Origin of the sequence: Jannaschia sp. R86511, assembly GCF_042466345.1 — a bacterium.
Taxonomy (GTDB): Bacteria; Actinomycetota; Actinomycetes; order Actinomycetales; family JBBAYJ01; genus Aquipuribacter.
Genome location: NZ_JAXHCD010000001.1, coordinates 906847 through 921804 on the forward strand (window position 1 = coordinate 906847; position 14958 = coordinate 921804).

A 14958-nucleotide genomic window follows, 5' to 3' on the forward strand; every position below is an offset into this window, starting at 1 on the left:
CACCCCGGCGGGGTGAAAGCAACCCGTGCGCATGAGCGGACTCTCATGCGCACGGGCTGGTCCCGACCCCCTGCCGAGGGCCCGGGTGATGCATGCTGACGCGCGTGCCGACCCCCCTGACGCGCCTGGCCCACCCGGGCGTGCGTGCCCGCGTCCTGGTCGCGGTCGTGGCCACCGTCGCGCTGGCGCTGGTCGGCTCGGTGGTCGTGCTGGAGCGGGTGCTGGTGGCCAACGTGGACCGTCGGGTCGACGAGGGCCTGCAGCAGGAGGTCGCCGAGCTGCAGCAGCTGGCCGACGGCGTCGACCCCGCCACCAGCCGGCCCTTCGACGGCAACACCCGTCGGGTGCTGGACGTGTTCCTGTCCCGCAACGTCCCCAGCGGGCGCGAGACGTTCGTGACCATCGTCGACGGTCGGCTGTACGACATCTCGCGCCGGTCCCTGCCGGCCCTGGAGCAGGACCCCGCACTCGCCCGGTGGGGGACGCTGACCGCACCCGAGCGCGACAGCCTGGACCTGGGCGACACCCGCTTCGAGTACCTCGCGGTGCCGCTGGTGGGGGCGGCCGACTCGCCCACGGCCACCTTCGTCGTGCTGTACGACTACACCGCGGAGCGGCGCGAGGTGGCGGCCGCAATCCGGCGGGCCGAGCTGGTGGCGGCCGGGTTCCTGCTGCTGGCCTGCGTGTTCGGGTGGCTGGCCGCCGGGCGGGCGTTGCACCCCCTGCGCGCGCTGACCACGGCCGCGCAGGAGGTGAGCGGCGACCGTGACCTCGACCGGCGGCTGCCGGACCCGCCGGGCTCGGACGAGGTCGCCACGCTCACCCGCACGTTCAACGGCATGCTCGACCGGCTGGAGGCCGCGTTCGAGGTGCAGCGGGACTTCGTCGCCGACGCCGGTCACGAGCTGCGCACCCCGATCACGATCGTGCGCGGGCACCTGGAGCTGATGGGCGACGACCCGGCGGAGCGGACGGCGACGGTCGCGCTGGTCACCGAGGAGCTCGAGCGGATGTCGCGGATGGTCGACGACCTGCTGGTGCTGGCCCGCTCGGACCGCCCCGACTTCCTGCTGCCGGGCCCGGTGGACCTGGAGGCGCTGCTGCGCCAGGTGGGCAGCAAGGCCGCGGTGCTGGGGGAACGGACCTGGCGCGTGCAGGGCCCGACCGGGCTGCTGGTGCAGGCGGACGAGCAGCGGCTGACCCAGGCGCTCATGCAGCTGGCGGCCAACGCGGTGGCCCACACCCGCGACGGCGGCGTCGTCGACCTGGGGGCCGCCGCGGCCGGCGACCGGCTGCAGCTGTGGGTGCTGGACGACGGCCCGGGGGTGCCGGTGGCCGACCGCGACCGGATCTTCGAGCGGTTCGCCCGGGCGGGCACCGGAGCGGCCCGCGCCGGCGGCTCGGGGCTGGGGCTGTCGATAGTGGCGGCGATCGCGCGGGCCCACGGCGGCCGGGTGGAGCTGCTGAGCACCGACGGCGCGGGCGCGGCCTTCGTGCTCGACCTGCCGTACCGGCCCGTCCCGGCCTGACGACCGCGAGGCCGACCGGTCCGGCGCGCAGGAGGTCGCGCCAGACGGTCAGTCGAAGCGGACCACCAGCAGCGCGGTGTCGTCGCGGCGACCGTCGGGCCGCTGCTCGCCCAGCAGGGCGTCGCAGACCTGCTCGGGGTGCTGCCCGCCGACGTCGGCCAGCTGGTCGCGCAGCCGGTCGATGCCCACCTGCAGCGACACGCCGCGGCTCTCGACCAGGCCGTCGGTGTACAGCAGCAGGGTCGAGCCGGTGGGCAGGTCCACCGTCAGGTCGCGGCGGTCGGTGGCGGGGTCGACGCCCAGCATCAGGTCGGCCGTCCCGTCGAGCACGCGCACGGTGCCGTCGGCCTCGCGCAGCAGCGGCGGCAGGTGCCCGGCGCTGGACCAGCGCAGCCGCCGGCCGCCCGGACCGGCCTCCACGTGGGCCAGGGCCGCGGTGGCCAGGGTGTCCAGGGCGAGCGCCCGCAGCGTCACGTCGAGGCTGGTGAGCAGCCGGGCCGGACCGTGGTCGGTGCTGAACGACAGCCCGCGGACCAGGCTGCGGACCTGGCCCATGGCCGCGGCGGCCATGGAGTCGTGCCCGCTGATGTCGCCGATGGCCAGGGTGGTGCGCCCGTCCGCGGTGACGAACGCGTCGTACCAGTCCCCGCCGACCTGCGCGGCGTGCGAGGCCGGCTCGTAGCGCACGGCGATGGTCAGGCCCGGCGGGTCCGCGGGCTGCGTCAGCAGGCTGCGCTGCAGCGTCTCCGACATGTGGGCCAGCGCCCGGTTGGTGCTGCGCTGCTCCTCCTGCCGCTGCAGCCGGTCCAGGGTCTGGGCGCACAGGGCCGAGAAGCCGTCCAGCACCGTCAGGCCCGAGGCCGGGAAGTGGTCGACGCCGGTCACGGCCGCCCCGACGGCCCCGACCACCCGCTGGCCGACGCGCATGGGCGTGAACGCCCACGCGCCCTCACCGGTGCGCCGGTACAGCTCGGCCATGGCGGGGGCGAACGCGTCGTGCGCCTGCCCGCGGGACAGCAGCACCGCCTCCCCGGTCCGGGCGGTGTGCAGGCCCGGCAGCCGGTCCTCGTCCGACAGGCTCCCGGTGCCGACCACGGTGCCGGTCTCGTCGACCACGCGGACCTGGCCGTCGGTGTCCGCGCGCACCAGCATCAGCCCGCCGGAGGCCCCGAGCGCCGGCAGCCCCTGGTGCAGCACGATGCGGGCCAGCGCCCCGGCGGAGTCGACCGAGCCCAGCAGCAGGGCGACCCCGGCCATCCGGGCCAGGCCGTGCTCCGCGGCGGCCACGACGTCCCGGCGGGTCTGCTCCCGCTCGGCCGCGAGGGTGTGGGTCATGACCGTGACGTGGGCCGACGCGGCCTCGGCCAGCACCCGCAGGGTGTCCAGCTGCGCCTGCTCCCACTCCCGGGGCACGGTGTCGACCACGCAGAAGCTGCCCAGCGCGTGCCCGTCGGCGGACATCACCGGGTAGCCCGCCCACGCCCGCACGCCCATGCTCCGCACCGACGGGTTGTCCCGGGTGCGGGGGTGGGTGCTGGCGTCGGCGACCACGAAGGGGGCGGAGTCGGCGATGACGTACTGGCAGAACGACTCCTCCACCGTGTTCTGGCGGGTGCCGTCGGTGACGCCGGCGCACGACGCCCAGTAGGACCGCTCGTCGTCGACCACGGTGAGGAACGCCAGCGGCGCCCCCAGCAGGGTGGCGGCCAGGTCGGTCAGGTGGTCCAGCGACCCGACGTCCAGGGCGTCCAGCAGGCCGGTCGCGCGGACGGCGTCGAGCCGGGCGGGATCGTGGACGGCCGCGGGTGACCGGCCGGGTGGCTCGGCACGGTTCTCGGTCCCGACGGCTGCACCTCGCTCCACCCCCTGATGATGCCAGCGCCCGCGGCCGCGCGTGGACAGCTCAGTCGTCGTCGGCGCAGACCTGCACCTCGACCCGGCCGTCGTCGATCTCGACCTCCAGGTCGAGCACGGTCCGGTCGTCGCGGCGGAAGTCGACCTCGACCTCGTCGGCGTCCTCGGTGTCCACGCGCGGGGTCCAGCCGTCGGCGGCCACGACGTCGCCCAGCACCAGGCGGTCGCCCTCGCGGGTGACGGTCGCGGTGCCGGCCTCGTAGACGGTGTAGACGCCGTCGGCGGCCTCCGGCAGGTCGACGCACTCATCGGCTGCCGGGCGGGCGGGCGCACCCGGGGCGGCCGTCGCGTCGCCGGTGGCCCCGGCGCCGGCGCTCGGGGCCGGGGCCGCGGTGTCGTCGGTGCCGGTGCCGGTGCCGGTGCCGGTGCCGGTGGCGCTGGTGTCGCTGGTGGTGGGCGAACCGGTGTCCTCGACCGCGTCGGGGGCGGGCTCGGTGGCCTCGGTGCCGACCTCGACGGCCTCGACACCCTCGGTCGTGGGGTCGCCACCGCAGGCCGACAGGGCGAGGGCGGCGACACCGAGCACGGTGGCGGGCAGGACGGCGCGGGTGTTCCAGGTCATGGGAGGTCCTTCCGGGACGGGATGCGGATCAGGTCGGTGCCGCCGTGGGGCGGCTCCGGGCTGCCTCAACCATGGGTCCCCCCGCTGACCCGGGTCTGAACCCAGGATGAGAGGACTGTCATCGTCCCCGGGCGGGGGCCTCAGCAGTCGAGGGTGAGGGCCAGCGTCACGGTGTCGCCGACCTCGACGTCCTCCGCGCGGCGGACCGCGTCCTTGAGCGGCACGACGTAGCCGCCGTCCTTGGGCCACAGCGACGTGGTCCAGGTGGTCGCGCCCAGGCGGACCTGCGCCGGCACCATGCCCCAGCCGTAGGTCACCAGGGCCGAGGCCTCCTTGAGCCGGTCCCGGACGTCGTCCGGGACGCTGACGAAGTGGAACGGCGCCGGGCCGCGCCAGTACCAGACCTCGCCGCTCAGCCCCAGCTCCATCCGGCCACGCTAGGGCGTGAGGTGGTCCTGCGGGAGGTCCGCGTCGCGCCGGCGGGGCGGCACCCAGCGCGCCAGGGCGCCCGCGGCGAGCAGGGCCACCACGGCCACCGACAGCGACGCCGGGCCCAGCGCGGTGGCGGCGGCCACGCCCCCCACCACAAGCGGGCCACCGGCCATCCCGACGTCGGACACCAGCCGCCACGCGCCCAGGTACGCCTGGCGCCCCACGTCGGGCGAGGTGTCGGCGCCCAGCGTCATCACCAGGCCCGCCCCCATGCCGTTGCCGACCCCCATGAGCACCGCGACGCCCAGCAGCCCCGGCAGCGACCCGGCCAGCGGCAGGACGGCGTGCGCCAGGCCGAGCACCAGCATCGACGGCACCCCGACCCAGGCCCGGCCGTGCCGGTCCATCACCGACCCCGCCGGGTAGAACAGCAGCATGTCCACCGCGCCGGACACCCCCATCACCAGGCTGATGGTCGCGACGTCCAGGCCCAGCTGCTCGCCCCACAGCGGCAGCACGATCTGCCGCGACTGCCGCACCGCCATCACGATCTGCCGCGACTGCCGCACCGCCATCACGAGCAGCGCCGCCACCCCCAGGGTGCGCAGCACGCCGAGGTGGGCGCGGGTGACCGACAGCACCGACGGGGTGGCGGTCCCGGGGGCGGGCCGGGCCGCGCCCAGGCGGGGGACGTCGGGCACGACCAGCACGAGCACGGCCGCCCCGACCGCGGTGAGGAGGAACAGCAGGTACGCCCCGTCCACCCCGTAGCGGCTGGTCACCAGCGCGCCCAGGAACGGCCCGACGAAGGTGCCGATGCGGTGGGTGCCACCCAGGGTCGACATGGCCCGCGCCCGCATCCGGACCGGGACCGCCTCGGTCAGGTAGGACTGCCGCGCCAGGCCGAACACCGCACCGGCCAGGCCCGTGAGCAGGACCGCCAGGCCCAGCACCGGCACCGACGGGGCCAGCACGCAGCCGGCCAGGGCGACGGCGGTGACCACGGACGCGCCGACCATGGCCCGGCGGTCGCCGACCCGGGCGGCCAGCGCCCCCGCGGGCAGGTCGCCCAGCACCTGGCCGATGCCCACCAGTGCGACGACGAACGCCGCCACCCCGACCGAGGCGCCCAGCTCCCGCGCGGACAGGGCGATGACGGGGTACACCGCCCCTTGCCCGATGCCGAACAGCAGGGCCGGGCCGAACGCCGACAGGGCGATCGGCCGCAGCGAGAAGTCGGCGCTCATCGTCGGTCATCCTGCGGCCTGCCCCGCCGGGCGGCGCGGTGGTCTCGTCCCGCGACCGCCGCGGCGGTCGGTTCACGTCGGGCGGCCGACCAGCTCCGGTTCCTCCGCCACCGGTGCCTGGCGCGCGGCCCGTAGCCGCGCGCGGACGGCGAGGCCGGCGAACGCGACCACGACGAGCCCGCCGACCAGCGTCGCCCAGGTGACCTGCTCGCCCAGCAGCAGCGCGGCCCAGCCGATGGACAGCACCGGCTGCACCAGCTGCACCTGGCTGACCCGGGTCATCGGCCCGATGGCCAGACCGCGGTACCAGGCGACGAAGCCCAGGAACATGCTCACCAGGGCCAGGTAGGCGAACGCCGCCCACTGCAGCGGGGTCCCGTCGGGCGGCTGCTGCAGCGCCGAGGCCGTGGCCAGCACCAGCATCACCGGGGCGCACAGCAGCAGCGCCCACGACGCGGTCTGCCAGGCGCCCAGCTCGCGCGACAGCAGCCCGCCCTCGGCGTAGCCCACCGCGGCGGCCACCACCGCCCCGAACAGCATCAGGTCCGCCGGTCCCAGCCGGCCGAACCCGCCCCCCTGGACCGACGCGAACCCCACCGCCGCCACCGCGCCCAGCGCCGAGGCGACCCAGAACGCGCGCGGCGGCCGCTCGTGGCCGCGGACCACGGCCATGACGGCGGTCGCGGCCGGCAGCAGGCCGATCACCATCGCGCCGTGCCCGGCCGATGCGGAGGCCAGGGCGTAGGAGGTCAGCAGCGGGAAGCCGATGACCACCCCGCCGGCCACCACCGCCAGGCGCAGCCACTGCCGCCCGCGCGGCAGACGCTGCCGGGTGAGCGCCAGCGCGGCCCCGGCGACCAGCGCGGCGACGACGGCCCGGCCCGAGCCGATGAACAGCGGCGACAGGCCGTCGACGGCGAACCGGGTGAAGGGCACCGTGAACGAGAAGGCCACGACCCCCACCAGGCCCCAGGCGAGACCGTGCCACGGTAGCGGCGAGCGGGTCGGGACAGTAGCGCTACTGTTGTCCGTCATGGATGACGATAGCAGCGTGCGGATCAGCGACGAGCTGCGCACCTGGGTGCGGGCCGCCGGCCCGGGCGCCCGGCTGCCGTCGACCCGCAGCCTGGTGCAGCGGCACCGCGCCGGTCCCGGCACGGTGCAGCGGGCGCTCGGCCGGCTGGTCGCGGAGGGTCTGGTGGAGAGCCGACCCGGCGTGGGCGCGTTCGTGCGCACCCCCCGCACGCTGCGCCCGCCCGACTACGGCTGGCAGACGGCTGCCCTGGGCTCGCCGCGGGCCCGGCTCCAGCGCGGCAGCACCATGCGCAGCGCGCCCGAGGGCGTGATCGGCCTGCACGGCGGCTACCCCGACCGCGAGCTGCTCCCGGAGCGGCTGGTGCGGGCCGCCCTGGGCCGCGCCGCCCGTGGCCCGGGGGCCCTGGCCCGGCCGCCGGTCGCCGGGCTGCCGGAGCTGCAGGCCTGGTTCGCCCAGGAGCTGGCCGAGGCGGTGCCGGCCGGGGTGGGCGCGCCGACCGCGAGCGACCCGATCATCCTGCCCGGCAGCCAGAGCGGGCTGAGCTCGGTGTTCCGCGCCCTGGTCGGGGTCGACCAGCCGCTGCTGCTGGAGTCGCCCACGTACTGGGGGGCGATCTCGGCGGCCCGGCAGGCGGGTGTCCGCCTGGTGCCGGTCCCGGCCGGGGCGGACGGCCCCGACCCGGTCGAGCTCGAGCGGGCCTTCGAGGAGACGGGCGCGCGGGCCTTCTACGCGCAGCCCGCCTTCGCCAACCCCACCGGCGTCCAGTGGTCGACCGAACGCGCCGAGCAGGTGCTGGCCGTGGTGCGCCGGCACGGGGCGTTCCTGGTGGAGGACGACTGGGCGCACGACTTCGCCATCACGGGGTCGGTGCGCCCGGTGGCCGCGCTCGACGACTCCGGCCACGTGGTCCACCTGCGCTCGCTGACCAAGAGCGTGTCGCCCGCCCTGCGGGTCGGGGCCGTGACGGCCCGTGGTCCCGCGCGGGAGCGGATCCTGGCCGACCGGGGCGCGGAGGGGCTCTACGTCAGCGGCCTGCTGCAGGCCGCCGCCGTCGACGTCCTCACCCAGCCCGGCTGGCGGACCCACCTGCGCGGCCTGCGCGAGCAGCTGCGGGCCCGCCGTGACCTGCTGGTCGCGAGCCTGGCCCGCTCGGCCCCGCAGGCGACGCTGGAGCGGGTGCCGGCCGGCGGGCTCAACCTGTGGGTCCGGCTGCCGGACGGCACCGACGTCGACCAGGTGGCCCGCCGCTGCGAGCGGGACGGCCTGCTCGTGGCCCCGGGGGACGAGTGGTTCCCCGCCGAGCCCGCCGGGCCGTTCGTCCGGCTCAACTACGCCGGACCCGACCCCGGGTCGTTCGAGGCCGGGGCCCGCGTGCTCGGCGAGGTGCTCACGGGGTCGGGGCGCTGACCACCCGGTCGGGCAGCAGCTCGGCCAGCAGGGCCTCGACCCGGCCGCGGATCTCGTCGCGGATGGGTCGGACGGCCTCGATGCCCTGCCCGGCCGGGTCGGCCAGGGCCCAGTCCTCGTAGCGGGTCCCGGGGAAGATCGGGCACGCGTCGCCGCAGCCCATCGTGACGACGACGTCGGACATCCGGACCGCCTCGTCGGTCAGGACCTTGGGCTGCGCCGCGGTGATGTCGATGCCGACCTCGGCCATCGCCGCCACCGCGACGGGGTTGATCCGGTCCGCCGGCATCGACCCGGCGGAACGGACCTCGACGGCCCCGCGGGACAGCGCCGTCGTGAAGCCCGCGGCCATCTGGGACCGGCCGGCGTTGTGCACGCAGACGAACAGGACGCTGGGGGAGTGGGTCATCGGGGGCCTCCGGCGGCGGGGACGGCGGGACTGGTGGGGACGGCGGGCACGGTGGGGTCACCGGGGAAGAACCGGCGCCCGGCCCACAGCGACACGTAGACCAGGCCCACCAGGACGGGGACCTCGATGAGCGGGCCGACGACCCCGGCCAGGGCCTGGCCGGAGGTGACGCCGAACGTGCCGATGGCCACGGCGATCGCCAGCTCGAAGTTGTTGCCCGCCGCCGTGAAGCTCAGCGTCGCGGTCCGGGCGTAACCGAGCCCGACCGCGCGGCCCAGCAGGAACGCACCGCCGAACATGAGCACGAAGTAGGCCAGCAGCGGCAGGGCGATCCGGGCCACGTCCCACGGCTGGGACAGGATCGCGTCGCCCTGCAGCGCGAAGAGCATGACGATGGTGAACAGCAGCCCGTAGAGCGCGACCGGGCCGATCTTGGGCAGGAACCGCTCCTCGTACCACTCGCGCCCGCGGGCGCGCTCGCCCAGCGTCCGGGTCAGGAACCCGGCGAGCAGCGGGATGCCGAGGAACACCAGCACGCTGCCGGCGATGGCCCAGACCGAGAAGTCGGCGCTGGTGGTCGACAGCCCCAGCCAGCCGGGCAGCACCTGCAGGTAGAACCAGCCCAGCCCGGCGAAGGCCAGGATCTGGAACACGCTGTTGATCGCGACCAGCACCGCGCCGGCCTCGCGGTCGCCGCAGGCCAGGTCGTTCCAGATCAGGACCATGGCGATGCAGCGGGCCAGGCCGACGATGATCAGGCCGGTGCGGTACTCCGGGTGGTCGGGCAGCAGCAGCCAGGCCAGCGCGAACATCAGCGCGGGGCCGACGACCCAGTTGAGCACCAGCGAGGCCACCAGCAGGGTCCGGTCCCCGGTGACGCTGCCGGTCTCGGTGTAGCGGACCTTGGCCAGCACCGGGTACATCATCAGCAGCAGGCCGATGGCGATGGGCAGGCTGACCGAGCCGACCTGGACGGCCTCCAGCAGCTCGCCGAAGCCGGGGGCCAGGCGGCCCAGCAGCAGGCCGACGGCCATGGCGGCGACGATCCAGACGGGCAGGAACCGGTCGAGGGTCGACAGCCGCGCCAGGACGGGCCCGTCGGGGCGCACGGGGTGCTCGTGGACCAGGTCGCTCACGCGGGCACCGCCGGTCGGGTGGCCCGGACGATCGCCCCGTGCAGGCCCGGGGCGACCTCGTGGGTGAACGTGACCGACGCGTCGGTGAACCCCGGGGCGGCCAGGCCGGCCAGGTACTCCGCCCGCGACAGCGCGCCGGCGACGCAGCCGACGTAGGTGCCGCGCTCGGCGCGCTCGGCCGGGGTGACGTGGTCCTCGGCCACCACGTCGGAGATGCCGATCCGGCCGCCCGGCACGAGCACGCGGAAGGTCTCGGCCAGCACGGCGGGCTTGTCGGTCGACAGGTTGACCACGCAGTTGGAGATGACCACGTCGACGCTGCCGTCCGGCAGCGGCAGGTCCTCGATGGTGCCCTGGCGGAACTCGACGTTGGTGGCCCTGGCCTCGGCGGCGTTGCGGCGGGCCAGGTCGAGCATCTCGGTGGTCATGTCCACGCCGTAGGCGAAGCCCGTGGGACCGACCCGGCGGGCCGACAGCAGCACGTCGATGCCCCCGCCGGAGCCCAGGTCGAGCACGCGCTCGCCCGCCCGCAGGTCAGCCACCGCGGTGGGGTTGCCGCAGCCCAGCGAGGCCAGCACCGCCTCGGTGGGCAGGCCCTCGGTGGACCCGTCGTCGTACAGGTCGGCCCCGAAGCGCTCGTCCACCTCGAGCGCGGCGGCGGGACCGCAGCAGCCCTCGTTCCCGGTGCCGACGGCCAGGGCCGCCTCGGCGTAGCGGGCGCGGACGTGCTCGCGGAGCCCGTCGCTGGTGTCGGTGTCGGTCATGACGTCTCCTCGGGCCGGCGGTCAGGGGGCATCGACCTGCGTCGATGCGCCGAGCCTGGCCCGGGACATCGACGGTTGTCAACATAGACGTAGGTGAATGTCTGGTGGCATGCTGTCCCGGTGCCGACCCCCACGCCCCCCGCCCCGGCCTGCTGCGCCCCGCTGGTCCGGGCGCCGCTGGGGGCCGAGGACGCGGCGGCGCTGGCCCGCACGCTCAAGGCCGTCGCCGACCCCGCCCGGCTGCGGCTGCTGTCGCTGGTCGCGGCCCACGACGGCGGCGAGGCCTGCGTCTGCGACCTGACCGAGCCGCTCGGCCTCAGCCAGCCCACGGTGTCGCACCACCTCAAGGTGCTGGTCGACGCCGGTCTGCTGACCCGCGAGAAGCGCGGCGTCTGGGCCTACTTCACCCTGGTCCCGGACGCGCTGGACGCGGTCGCCGACGTGCTGCGGACCGGCGCCGCGGTCTGAGGCCGGTCCGCCCGTCCGGCGGCGGGAGCGTGTCCGACCTGGTGGGATGGCCCCGTGGCGGGGGCGACGGTGCAGGTGCAGGGGCGGCGCTCGCCGTGGTGGACGGTCGGCTACGTGACCACGCTCGGCGGTACGGTCGTCACGGTGGGCGTCGGGCTGCTGGGTCCCTCGGACCCCGAGCTCACGCTGCTGACCGTGGCGCTCGGCCTCGCCGCCGGCTGCGTGTGGTGGCTGGACCGGCTGGGTCCTCGACGGATCACCGCCGACGTCGCCGCGCTGACGGTCTCCTCGCCCCGCCGTCGACGAACCGTCCGCTGGGACGAGCTGCGCCGGGTCCGCACCCAGGAGGGTCGGGGAACGCCCCACGTGGACGCGGCCCTGGAGCTTCGCGACGGCCGGCTGGTGTCGCTGCCGCCCGGCACGCCTGCGGGAACGGTCGAGGCCTGGCGCGACGGTCTGGGCGGGGGTGCGGCGCCGCCCGCCGAGCTGCCGCAGCGCTGGGTGGTGATCGAGGCGTCGAGCTGGTCCGTGGTGCTGTGGGGCGTCGCGGCGAACGTCGTGATCCAGCTCCTGTCCCGCCTGCTCGACCTGAGCCTGGTCGGCGTCCTCGGCCTCGGCGTGCTAGTGCTGGTGGCCGTGGTTCCGCTGACGGCCTGGGTCGTCCACCGACGCCCCCCGCGCCCGCACGTGGTCGCGGACGAGGACGGGCTGCGACTGGGCCGCGGTGGTCGCCGGCACGTGCCGTGGTCGGACGTGGTCGAGGTCCGGCCCCGCAGCCGGTTCGAGCCCGTCACCGTCCTGGAGCGTGGTGACGGTTCCGTGGTGACCGTCTCGGGCCCGCCGCCGCCGGTGGTGCAGGAGTGGCACCGGCTGGCGGGACGGGCATGAGCGACCAGCGCCGGCCGCCCGACGAGCCGCAGCCCCAGGTCGGCGACCTGGGGCACGACCACGCACCGGGGCGGGGCTGGCTGCTGACGGCGCTCGTGCTGACGGTGCTCGCCGTAGTCGCCGGCCTGGGGGCGTCGCTGGCACGGGTGCCGGCGCTGTGGGTGCTCGTGGGGCTGCTGCTGCTCGTCGCCGGGGTCCTGGTCGTCCACGAGGCCCTGGCCCCACGGGCGGTGCGGGGGACGGTCGACGGGGTGGCGGTCCGGGCGCGGTGGTGGAGGACGCACGTGCCCTGGGAGCGGTTGCGGCGGGTACGACTGGCCGACGAGACGTCCTGGTCGCGAGGTCGTGACGCCTGTCTGGACCGCGACGGCGGCCGGCTGGTCCGGCTGCCGGCCGGGCTGCCCAGCGGGACGGTGGAACGCTGGCGCGAGCAGGTCGGCGGGGCGCGTCCGGCCGAGACCCTGCCGCAGACGTGGCGACAGCCGCAGCCCGACCAGTGGGCGCTCGTGCTGACCGGGATCGCCATGGTGTTCAACCTGGCCTCGGCGGTCTCGCGCTCGGACCTCGTCTTCGGTCTGCTCTCCGGCGGGATCCTGCTCCTGACGGCGGTGGCCGGGGTCGCGCTGTGGCGGCGCGGTCCGCAGGTGCGGGCCGACCTTCGCGGGCTCACCGTCCGGGCGGTGCGCCGCCGTCACGTGCCCTGGTCGGAGGTCACCGAGGTCCGCCCGGCCGACCGCTACTACCGATCGGCGGTCGTGGTCAGGCCCGACGGCTCGACCCGCCGGCTGCTGTCCGTGCCGGTGGACGTGGTCCGGCACTGGCAGGCGCTGGCCGAGGGGCCGCGCTGACCGGCGTTCAGGCGGCGGCGCGCTCCTGCGCCAGGCGCAGCGCCGCCACCGCAGCCGCCCGCCCGGTGCGGGTGGCGCCCAGCGTGGACGCGCCCGGGCCGTAGCCGGCCAGCTGCACCCGCGGGTCCCGGACCACCGTGGTGCCGTCGAGCGTGATCCCGCCGCCGGGCTCACGCAGCCGCAGCGGGCCCAGGTGGTCCAGGGCGGGCCGGAACCCGGTGGCCCACAGCACCGCGTCGGCGTGCTGCTCGCTGCCGTCGGCGAAGCGGACCCCGTCCTCGGTCAGTCCGGTGAACATGGGCCGGGCGACCAGGACGCCGGCCTCGACCCCGCGCCGGTACTCCTCGGTGGCCGGCAGGCCCGTGGCCCCGACCACGCTCAGCGGCGGCAGACCCGCCTCGACGCGCTCGCGGACCCGGCGCTCGACGTCCCGGCCCCACTCGGTGTCGAACGGCCGGTCGACGAAGCGCGGCGGCCGGCGGGTCACCCAGGTCGTGCGCGCGCCGGTGTCGGCCAGCTGCCGCAGGAACTGCACCGCCGAGGTCCCGCCGCCCACCACCACCACGTCCAGGCCGGCGAGCTCCTCGGCCGAGCGGTAGTCGTGGGTGTGCAGCTGCCGGCCGCGGAAGCGCTCCCGGCCCGGGTAGTACGGCCAGTACGGCCGGTCCCAGGTCCCGGTCGCGCTGACGAGCGCGCGGGTGCGCCAGGTGCCCGCGTCGGTGGCCACCAGCAGCGGTCCGTCCGGCCCGTCGGGCGAGGTCACCGAGCGCACCCGCACCGGGCGGCGGACCGGCAGGTCGAAGGCGGCCTCGTAGCGGCCGTAGTAGTCGGCCACCACCTGCGAGGCCGGCACCGTCGGGTCGGGGGTGCCCAGCCGCAGGCCCGGCAGGTCGTGGATGCCGTGCACGGCGCCGAGCGTCAGCGACGGCCACCGGTGCCGCCAGGCGCCGCCCGGGCCGGGGTTGGCGTCCAGCACGACGAAGCCGGAGTCGGGGTCCAGGCCACGACGGCGCAGGTGGTGGGCCGCGGCCAGCCCGGCCTGCCCGGCGCCGACCACCACGACCGCGACGTCGTCGTCGGTCTGCGGGTTCGGCGGGGCGGTCTGCTGCGGCACGTCCGCGTCAACGGCGCCGCGACCGGTCGTCATCCCGGGCCGGCACCTCGGCCGGCGGCGCGTCCGCCCCACCGTCCGCCCCGCCGTCGCCGCTCAGCTCGTTGCGGACCACCACGAACGTCGCGACGCCCAGCACCAGGCCCGCCAGCACCACCACCACGGTGGAGGTCGCGGACTCGCCGAGCAGGTCCTGCAGCAGCAGCCGGGAGCGGCTCGTCGGGTCGCTGAGGACGATGACGACGAACACCGCCACGACCAGGCCGGGCACGACCGTCACCAGTCGCCGCAGTCGCGACGAGCCGCCGTGCCGACGCCCCAGGGCGCGCGCGGCGGACACGATCCGGCTGGCCCGCAGCAGCCGCAGCGCGCCGAGGGCCCGGACCAGGCGCAGCAGCTGCAGCGGACCGACCGCGAGCACGACGGCCAGCAGCACGAGCAGGCTGAGCAGGACCAGGAGCCAGTTGTCCCGCAACCACCGGTGCTTGTCGCGGCTCACCACGAACAGCACGGCGGTCTCGCCCAGCAGGACCGCCCCGCTCAGCGCGTTGGCCACCGTCCCGGCCGTCGCGTACGGCTCGTCCAGCAGGGTCAGGAACACGGCCGGCACGCTGACCAGCGCCGCCACGACGACCGGGAGGGCGAGGCGCTCCTGCCAGTGCTGCTCGCGCTGGTCCGCGGGCACGGCCGGTCCACTCATCCCGGCCCAGGCTAGCGACGCCGGTGTCAGCCGGTGGCCGTCGTCAGCGCCGCGCGGATCCCGGCCGCCACCGTCGCCGCCTCGGCGTCGTCGCGGTAGCGCTGCCGCGGTCCCAGCCACAGCCGCAGCCCGTCGCCGCGGTGGCGGGGGATGACGTGCTGGTGCACGTGCGGCACCGACTGACTGACCACGTTGTTGACGATCAGCAGCGCTCCCTCGGCGGCCGTGGCCCGCTCCACCGCGCGCTGCAGCTGCTGGCTGGCGCGCAGCCACGGCTCGGCCAGCCCCGACGGCAGCTCGTCGTGGGTCTGCACGTGCACCGTGGGCACCAGCAGGACGTGGCCGGGGAACAGCGGGTGCCGGTCCAGGAAGGCCACGACGTCGTCGGTGCGCAGCACCTCGTGCGCGGGCGACCTGCCCGCCACGATGTCGCAGAACACGCACGGCCCGGTCAGCCCGCGCGGGGTGTAGTCCTGCCGTCCTCGTCCAGCGGTGTCAGCCACCCGG

General features: G+C 76.2%; 16 protein-coding genes. 5 read left to right on the forward strand and 11 right to left on the reverse strand.

Annotated elements, in window-relative coordinates:
- The first annotated feature begins 104 nt into the window (after positions 1-104).
- Positions 105-1529 carry a sensor histidine kinase gene (locus tag SJY06_RS04515; protein WP_380165056.1) on the forward strand — a complete coding sequence of 475 codons (1425 nt, stop codon included), beginning with the start codon at positions 105-107 and terminating at the stop codon, positions 1527-1529.
- A 48-nt stretch (positions 1530-1577) separates the two neighbouring features.
- Here the strand turns inward: SJY06_RS04515 and SJY06_RS04520 are convergent, their stop codons facing one another.
- From SJY06_RS04520 to SJY06_RS04540, 5 genes are all read right to left on the reverse strand, one after another.
- Positions 1578-3392: a SpoIIE family protein phosphatase gene (locus tag SJY06_RS04520; RefSeq protein WP_380165058.1), complete on the reverse strand. Its 1815-nt coding sequence runs from the start codon at positions 3390-3392 to the stop codon at positions 1578-1580.
- 40 nt (positions 3393-3432) lie between these two features.
- Positions 3433-4005, reverse strand: coding sequence for a hypothetical protein (locus tag SJY06_RS04525; RefSeq protein ID WP_380165060.1), 573 nt, complete (start codon positions 4003-4005; stop codon positions 3433-3435).
- A 140-nt stretch (positions 4006-4145) separates the two neighbouring features.
- Positions 4146-4433: a DUF1905 domain-containing protein gene (locus SJY06_RS04530; RefSeq protein ID WP_380165062.1), complete on the reverse strand. Its 288-nt coding sequence runs from the start codon at positions 4431-4433 to the stop codon at positions 4146-4148.
- 9 nt (positions 4434-4442) lie between these two features.
- The gene (locus tag SJY06_RS04535; RefSeq protein WP_380165064.1) at positions 4443-5684 is read right to left on the reverse strand and encodes an MFS transporter; all 1242 of its coding nucleotides are present in this window, start codon (positions 5682-5684) and stop codon (positions 4443-4445) included.
- Positions 5685-5756: 72 nt separating this feature from the next.
- On the reverse strand, positions 5757-6719 hold the full coding sequence (locus SJY06_RS04540; protein WP_380165066.1) for a DMT family transporter: 963 nt from the start codon (positions 6717-6719) through the stop codon (positions 5757-5759).
- Between SJY06_RS04540 and SJY06_RS04545 the strand changes: the two genes are divergently transcribed.
- Positions 6718-8127, forward strand: coding sequence for a PLP-dependent aminotransferase family protein (locus SJY06_RS04545; protein WP_380165068.1), 1410 nt, complete (start codon positions 6718-6720; stop codon positions 8125-8127). The genes SJY06_RS04540 and SJY06_RS04545 overlap by 2 nt on opposite strands.
- Here SJY06_RS04545 and SJY06_RS04550 read toward each other — a convergent pair.
- Genes SJY06_RS04550 through arsM form a run of 3 tightly spaced genes read right to left on the reverse strand, consistent with a single transcriptional unit; the run spans position 8108 to position 10436 of the window.
- Positions 8108-8536 carry an arsenate reductase ArsC gene (locus tag SJY06_RS04550; protein ID WP_380165070.1) on the reverse strand — a complete coding sequence of 143 codons (429 nt, stop codon included), beginning with the start codon at positions 8534-8536 and terminating at the stop codon, positions 8108-8110. The genes SJY06_RS04545 and SJY06_RS04550 overlap by 20 nt on opposite strands.
- Positions 8533-9672, reverse strand: a complete 1140-nt coding sequence (arsB, locus tag SJY06_RS04555; RefSeq protein ID WP_380165072.1) for an ACR3 family arsenite efflux transporter — start codon at positions 9670-9672, stop codon at positions 8533-8535. The genes SJY06_RS04550 and arsB overlap by 4 nt, the downstream gene beginning before the upstream one ends.
- Positions 9669-10436: an arsenite methyltransferase gene (gene arsM / locus SJY06_RS04560; protein WP_380165074.1), complete on the reverse strand. Its 768-nt coding sequence runs from the start codon at positions 10434-10436 to the stop codon at positions 9669-9671. Before arsM ends, arsB begins: the two co-directional genes overlap by 4 nt.
- A 120-nt stretch (positions 10437-10556) precedes the next feature.
- On the opposite strand from arsM, the gene SJY06_RS04565 reads away from it, so the two are divergent.
- Genes SJY06_RS04565 through SJY06_RS04575 form a run of 3 tightly spaced genes read left to right on the forward strand, consistent with a single transcriptional unit; the run spans position 10557 to position 12640 of the window.
- Complete coding sequence (locus SJY06_RS04565) at positions 10557-10904, forward strand: ArsR/SmtB family transcription factor (RefSeq protein ID WP_380165076.1); 348 nt, start codon at positions 10557-10559, stop codon at positions 10902-10904.
- A 54-nt stretch (positions 10905-10958) separates the two neighbouring features.
- On the forward strand, positions 10959-11792 hold the full coding sequence (locus tag SJY06_RS04570) for a PH domain-containing protein (protein ID WP_380165078.1): 834 nt from the start codon (positions 10959-10961) through the stop codon (positions 11790-11792).
- Positions 11789-12640: a hypothetical protein gene (locus tag SJY06_RS04575; protein ID WP_380165080.1), complete on the forward strand. Its 852-nt coding sequence runs from the start codon at positions 11789-11791 to the stop codon at positions 12638-12640. The genes SJY06_RS04570 and SJY06_RS04575 overlap by 4 nt, the downstream gene beginning before the upstream one ends.
- Positions 12641-12647: 7 nt before the next feature.
- Here SJY06_RS04575 and SJY06_RS04580 read toward each other — a convergent pair whose 3' ends face one another.
- The 3 genes from SJY06_RS04580 to SJY06_RS04590 are packed head-to-tail and all read right to left on the reverse strand — an operon-like array spanning position 12648 to position 14954.
- Entirely contained in the window at positions 12648-13754 is a 1107-nt protein-coding gene (locus SJY06_RS04580) for an NAD(P)-binding domain-containing protein (RefSeq protein ID WP_380165082.1), read from the reverse strand.
- Positions 13755-13761: 7 nt separating this feature from the next.
- On the reverse strand, positions 13762-14451 hold the full coding sequence (locus SJY06_RS04585; RefSeq protein ID WP_380165084.1) for a hypothetical protein: 690 nt from the start codon (positions 14449-14451) through the stop codon (positions 13762-13764).
- A 26-nt stretch (positions 14452-14477) separates the two neighbouring features.
- Positions 14478-14954 carry an HIT family protein gene (locus tag SJY06_RS04590; RefSeq protein WP_380165086.1) on the reverse strand — a complete coding sequence of 159 codons (477 nt, stop codon included), beginning with the start codon at positions 14952-14954 and terminating at the stop codon, positions 14478-14480.
- Between the last annotated feature and the right edge of the window lie 4 nt (positions 14955-14958).